This is a genomic window from Planktothrix tepida PCC 9214 (assembly GCF_900009145.1).
Lineage (GTDB): Bacteria > Cyanobacteriota > Cyanobacteriia > Cyanobacteriales > Microcoleaceae > Planktothrix > Planktothrix tepida.
In genome coordinates, this window is the sequence record NZ_LN889804.1 from 834 (window position 1) to 6873 (window position 6040).

5 protein-coding genes are annotated in these 6040 nt (G+C 38.0%); 3 read left to right on the forward strand and 2 right to left on the reverse strand.

Annotation, left to right across the window (positions count from 1 at the left end):
• The 3 genes from PL9214_RS19615 to PL9214_RS19625 form a co-directional block, all read left to right on the forward strand.
• Window positions 1-1109 (forward strand): 3-isopropylmalate dehydratase large subunit (locus PL9214_RS19615; RefSeq protein WP_245824301.1); only part of this gene is annotated, 1109 nt, incomplete at its 5' end.
• A gap of 137 nt (window positions 1110-1246) precedes the next feature.
• A complete protein-coding gene (locus tag PL9214_RS19620) occupies window positions 1247-4420 on the forward strand; it encodes a DEAD/DEAH box helicase (protein ID WP_072720473.1) in 3174 nt (1057 codons plus the stop codon).
• 36 nt (window positions 4421-4456) lie between these two features.
• Complete coding sequence (locus tag PL9214_RS19625; protein WP_072720474.1) at window positions 4457-5296, forward strand: SWIM zinc finger family protein; 840 nt, start codon at window positions 4457-4459, stop codon at window positions 5294-5296.
• 18 nt (window positions 5297-5314) lie between these two features.
• Here the strand turns inward: PL9214_RS19625 and PL9214_RS19630 are convergent, their stop codons facing one another.
• Together PL9214_RS19630 and PL9214_RS19640 are read right to left on the reverse strand one after the other, a co-directional pair.
• On the reverse strand, window positions 5315-5662 hold the full coding sequence (locus tag PL9214_RS19630) for a XisI protein (protein ID WP_072720475.1): 348 nt from the start codon (window positions 5660-5662) through the stop codon (window positions 5315-5317).
• A gap of 163 nt (window positions 5663-5825) precedes the next feature.
• The coding region (locus tag PL9214_RS19640) for a hypothetical protein (RefSeq protein WP_439331537.1) at window positions 5826-6040 on the reverse strand (215 nt) is incomplete at its 5' end.

The window sequence follows — 6040 nt, forward strand, 5'->3', positions numbered from 1 at the left end:
TGCAGTTTGCGCGAACGCAAGGTTGTCATTTATTAGATATTGTTTCGCCTGGAGAAGCGGCGGGTATTTGCCACGTTTTGCTGCCGGAAAAGGGTTTTATCCGTCCAGGTATTATTGTAGCAGGAACGGATTCTCACACTTGTACTTATGGTGCTTTTGGCTGTTTTTCTACTGGTGTGGGAACGACGGATATGGCGAATATATTTGCAATGGGGGATATGTGGGTGCGAGTTCCGACAACTCTACTTTTTCAACTGGAAGGAACTTTGCCTAAATATATCACTGCTAAGGATATTATGCTGTTTATTCTGGGCAAAATCGGCTGTGATGGTGCTGCGGGTAAGGTGATGGAATTTAGAGGTAGTATTATCGATCGAATGCCAATGGAAGAACGTATGACTTTATCTAATATGGCGATCGAGTGTGGTGCAATGTGTGGTTTAATTGCTCCTGATAATACAACTCATCAATATTTGCAACGCTGCGGTCAAGATTTATTTGAGGAAGTCATTAGTGACCCAGATGCTAATTATGAAGATATTTATCAGTTTGATTTAAGCCATTTAGAACCACAGATCGCTTGTCCTCCTAAACCCGACCAAGTAATTGGAATTAGTGAGTTAGGAGAAGTACCTATTACTAAGGCTTTTATTGGTTCTTGTACGGGGGGTAAACTTTTCGATTTGGCGCAAGCGGCTGAGGTACTTAAAAACCATCATGTAGCTCCTGGCGTGAGTCTTTTTATTGTGCCAGCTTCTTTGGAGGTGCGTCAAAAGGCTGAGAATTTAGGGTATATGCAAATTTTTGTTGCGGCGGGAGCGACTGTTCTTAAATCAGGCTGTGGTGCTTGCATTAATGCTGGATTTGGGGTGTTAGATAAGGAGGAAACGGGGGTTTATGCTACTAATCGTAATTTTAAAGGACGAAGTGGCGATCCGACGGCGAAGAATTATTTGGCTTCTCCTCGCGTGGTCGCTATTTCGGCAGTTGAGGGGAGAATTAGCGATCAACTCTCACCCCGAGCGGAACATCAAAAAAAATACAAAAAACTAGATATTGCATTAAACGTGAGTTCGATGGGTTGCGATCGCACCTCAACAGAAGAGTAGGAGAGCGATCGCATCTCCAGAAACGATGCCAGAAGCCTCAACTTCATTTGTCATGACAAATTTAACAGAAAATAGGAACCAGATAAAAAAGACATTAGGTAATATAAAATATAAACAAATTAAAATAACATCCCACCATGAAAATCCTGCACGGAACCTGGATTCCTGAAACAACAGGTGATTTCATCGAACAAGGTGCATTTTACCTTTGGGTTGAAACCTCAACCCGCAAAACAAAGCCAAATCCAAACCCCCTTCATCCCCAACATCTAACAGCCTCAAATTTAGAAGCGTTTGTGCGAGATGAAATAGGACTTTCTCAACCTTATCCGCGTTCCATCTTCAATCCCCTTTCCCTAAAATACTTTACCCTACCAACCGTTAATCAACAACCGCTTCCTTCCCCTGAATTAGCAAAATACTTAGAAACTGACTTGAGCTTAGACTTTGAAGAATTTGCAACATGGGAAATTACAACCTATCAATTAGCATCTAGCCACAATACGTTTAATTCCCTCAACACGATTATTAAACTTCTTAAAGAAATTCACTTCTTCGCTCAACAAAACCCCTCAGAAGTGAGCCTTGGTTCAGACCTCTTCTTTTGGTATTATTATACCCAATCCTTTAAACAAATTCTTTACAAAGATCAATATATCCCCGCCCTTAAATATCGTCAGCTTGCTTCTCCTAAAACCAAAGGAAAAGGCAAATGTTCAACCCAAACTCCTGCATTTGAAATTTATTCCGGCTGGGAAATTATCTCAGAACAATATCAATCCTTAATCACTCAATCTATTAACTCAATGCCTTTAGCCTGTGTATCAGGTTCTCTCACTCCTCAAAATCCAATTAAATTTTATCACAAAGAAACATTACTGCGCCACTTTTCTGAATCTTTACTGCATGAAATTGTTACCCAAACTCCCTTAACCGCTAAATTTAATCAACAAATTGCTGATACCTTAGTACATCATTGTATTCATCCAAATCCCCAAAATCCTAGAACCAATCCAGCAGATTTTGAAGAATATCAACAATGGTTAGCTTGGAAAGAAAAACTTACCCACAGCCAAACCGCAGCCGCCTTTGACCTTTGCTTTCAACTCCAAGAAGCCACTCACGAACAAGACAATTGGTTAATTCATTTTTCAGTTTCCTCAAAACAAGATCCCTCCTTTAAGCTGCTATTAAAAGATTATTGGCAACAACCTCAAAAAAAGAAAAAAGAACTGTATAATTATGTAGGAAAAGATTTTGAGAAATATTTGCTCCTCAATTTAGGATATGCAGCGAGAATGTATCCTAAACTTTGGCAGGGATTAGAAACAGATCAACCCATTGGATTACAATTAAATCTGATGGAAGCCTTTGAATTTCTCAAAGAAAGTGCTTGGATACTAGAAGATGCAGGATATAAAGTCATCATTCCCGCTTGGTGGACACCCCAAGGTCGTCGTCGCGCTAAAGTTCGTTTAAAAACCTCTTCTCGTTCTTCAGGAAAAGCATCAGCTACTAAAGGATTTTTTAATTTAGATACCTTAATTCAATATCAATATTCCCTATCCATTGGCGGTGAACTTGTTACACCCAAAGAATGGGAACAACTCGTTAATGCTAAAACACCTCTGATTCAATTTCGGGGTCAGTGGATGGAATTAGACCAACAGAAAATGCAGCAAATGCTGGAATTTTGGCAAAAACATACCGAAGAACAACCGGAAATCAAACTGTTAGATTTCGTCAAAATGTCGGCTTCCTTAGAAGATGAATTAGAAATCGAACATGACTTAATGATATCTGATTTGATGGGGAAATTGCAAGATAAAAGTCAACTGACAATGGTGGCTGATATTCCCCAATTGCAAGGAACGTTAAGAGATTATCAAAAACGGGGAGTATCCTGGTTACAATACTTAGAAAATCTAGGGTTAAATGGCTGTTTAGCGGATGATATGGGTTTGGGAAAATCCGTTCAGGTGATTGCTCGATTAGTTCAAGAAAAAGAAACAACAGATTCTACTTTACCCACGTTATTAATTGCACCGACTTCAGTGATTGGCAATTGGCAAAAAGAGATAGAAAAGTTTGCACCCCATTTACAAACTATTATACATCATGGTAGCGATCGCATTCAAGATTCAGAAGCGTTTAAATCAACTTGTCTTAATTGTGATGTGGTCATTACCTCTTTTACTTTAATTCGTCAAGATGAAAAATTATTCAATCATCTGGAATGGCGACGAATTGTTGTTGATGAAGCTCAAAATATTAAAAATCCTAAAACTGCTCAAACTCGTGCGATATTAAAACTTTCGGCTCAATATCGATTAGCATTAACGGGAACTCCTGTTGAAAATCGTCTCTTAGATTTATGGTCAATTTTTAATTTTCTGAATCCTGGTTATTTGGGGAAAGAAGCTCAATTTCGCAAGTCCTTTGAAATTCCCATTCAAAAGGATAATGACCGCATGAAATCTATAACGTTAAAGAAATTAGTAGAGCCGTTAATTTTAAGACGAGTTAAGACTGACCCGTTAATTATTAATGATTTACCCGATAAAGTTGAGCAGAAAGTGTATTGTAATTTAACCAAAGAGCAAGCGTCTCTTTATGAAGCGTTAGTCAAGGATGTATCTGAAAAAATTAATGAAGTTGAAGGGATTAAACGAAGAGGATTAATTTTATCAACCCTGATGAAATTAAAACAAATTTGTAACCATCCGGCTCAGTTTTTACAGGATGGAAGTGAATTTTCAGCAGAGCGATCGCAGAAATTACAACGATTAGCAGAGATGGCAGAAGAAGCCATTTCCGAAGGCGAAAGTTTATTGATTTTTAGCCAATTTACAGAAGTTTGTGAGGGTTTAGAACGACATTTTAAACATCATTATCATTATAACACCTATTATATTCATGGGGGTACAAATCGCACCAAACGAGAACAAATGATTGCTGAATTTCAAAATCCTGAGACAGAACCTTCTGTCTTTATTCTCTCTTTGAAAGCGGGGGGTGTGGGAATTACATTAACCAAAGCCAATCATGTATTTCACTTTGATCGCTGGTGGAATCCGGCGGTGGAAGATCAAGCAACGGATCGAGCTTTTCGGATTGGTCAAACGAAAAATGTATTTGTTCATAAATTTGTAGCTTTGGGAACTTTAGAAGAAAAGATTGATCAAATGATAGAAGATAAGAAAAAACTGTCTTCTCAAGTTGTTGGTAGTGATGAATCCTGGTTAACGGAATTAGATAATGAAGCGTTTAAACAGCTGATTCAATTGAATAAGGTTGCTTTATTAGAGTAGTTAATTTTGTTGTGTTTAAAAGGAGTATAATCTATTATGGCTCAATTTAGTCGGACTTGGTGGGGAAAACAATTTATTGAAGCATTAGAAGCTTTTAGTGATCCAGCACGTTTGGGTCGAGGACGTTCTTATGCAAGGAATGGTAAGATTCTGAAGTCGAAAATTGATCAGAATCGAATTACAGCCACGGTTAAAGGTTCAATTAATCCTTATTTTGGAGTTTATAAAGAACCTCGATATAATACGACGATTGAAATTAAACCGATTAGTTCTAGTGATTGGTCGAAAGCGATTAAACATTTGTCTTCAAAAGCAAGTTTTGTGTCTAAATTATTAATGAATGAAGTTCCTGATAATATTGAAGAGGTTTTTTCAGGTTTAGGTTTACATTTACTTCCCCAAAGCGAAAAAGATTTTAAAACGAGTTGTTCTTGTCCAGATTGGTCAAATCCTTGTAAACATATTGCGGGGGTTTATTATTTAGTCGCATCCCAATTAGATGATGATCCTTTTTTGCTGTTTGAATTAAGGGGTTTATCGAAAGATGTCCTCAAAGCTGAGTTATCTCAATCTCCGTTAGGACAGATTTTATCTCAAGAATTGACAACCCAGGAAGTTTCTGTACAACCCTCAACTTCTTTCTATACAACTGTTGAAACAGAAGGGGTTCCAGAGAAAATGAGTGCGCGAGAGTTTTGGCTAGGAACCCATCGACTTCCTCAAATTGTTGAAGAACCTTCTTCTGTGAGTTTACCTGCTATTTTGATTAAAAAACAAGGAGATTTTCCGGCTTTTTGGAAAAAAGACCATTCTTTTATTCAAGTTATGGAAGAGTTTTATGAGCGAGTCAAAACTAAAAATAAGAACTTGATTTAGCTTAGAAACGAAAAACTTTTAGCCCACAGCATAGTCGCTCATTTCCCGCATGAAAGGAGGATAAAAACCTAACACAATATCTTGTTTTGGTACACCCAAATCAACTAAATCTGCCGCAATATCATGTTCCGTTGAATTGTAAAAAATCCAGATTTTCTCATTACGAATATCCAGATGTATTATACAATGATGTACCCAGCGTTTATGCTGCCAACCTAGATGCACAATTTGATAATGATTTCGCTGGGTATCAAAAATAGTCTCCACCTCAAAATCGCCATAAGCCGGTTTAACTTCTGCATAACCTATCAACAATTGCTGCACAATTTGCTGATAGTTCGTTAATTTATCCGTTACTCCTTCCATCGTGAAATTTGCTCCAATTCAATATTGTAAACCATTATTTTTACAGAATTTTCTGGCAGCATTGAGGCGGGAAAATCAAGATGAAAACGCTCCTTAGCCACAATAGATCATCTGATCTGGAGACCGAACTTAAGCGTGGCTTTCTACTCTTACTGCAATCTCGTTAACCAATAACAGGTAAAGCTGCCAAAGCCATCGCCACTTCCTCTGGACTATACTCAGTATCTACCAATTTTCCAGCTTGATAATCCATATAAGCCTGCATATCGAAATGTCCGTGACCGCAAAGATTAAACAAAATCACCTTGCTTTCCCCAGACTCCCGACATTTTAAAGCCTCATCAAGAGCCACTTTCACAGCATGATTCGCTTCTGGAG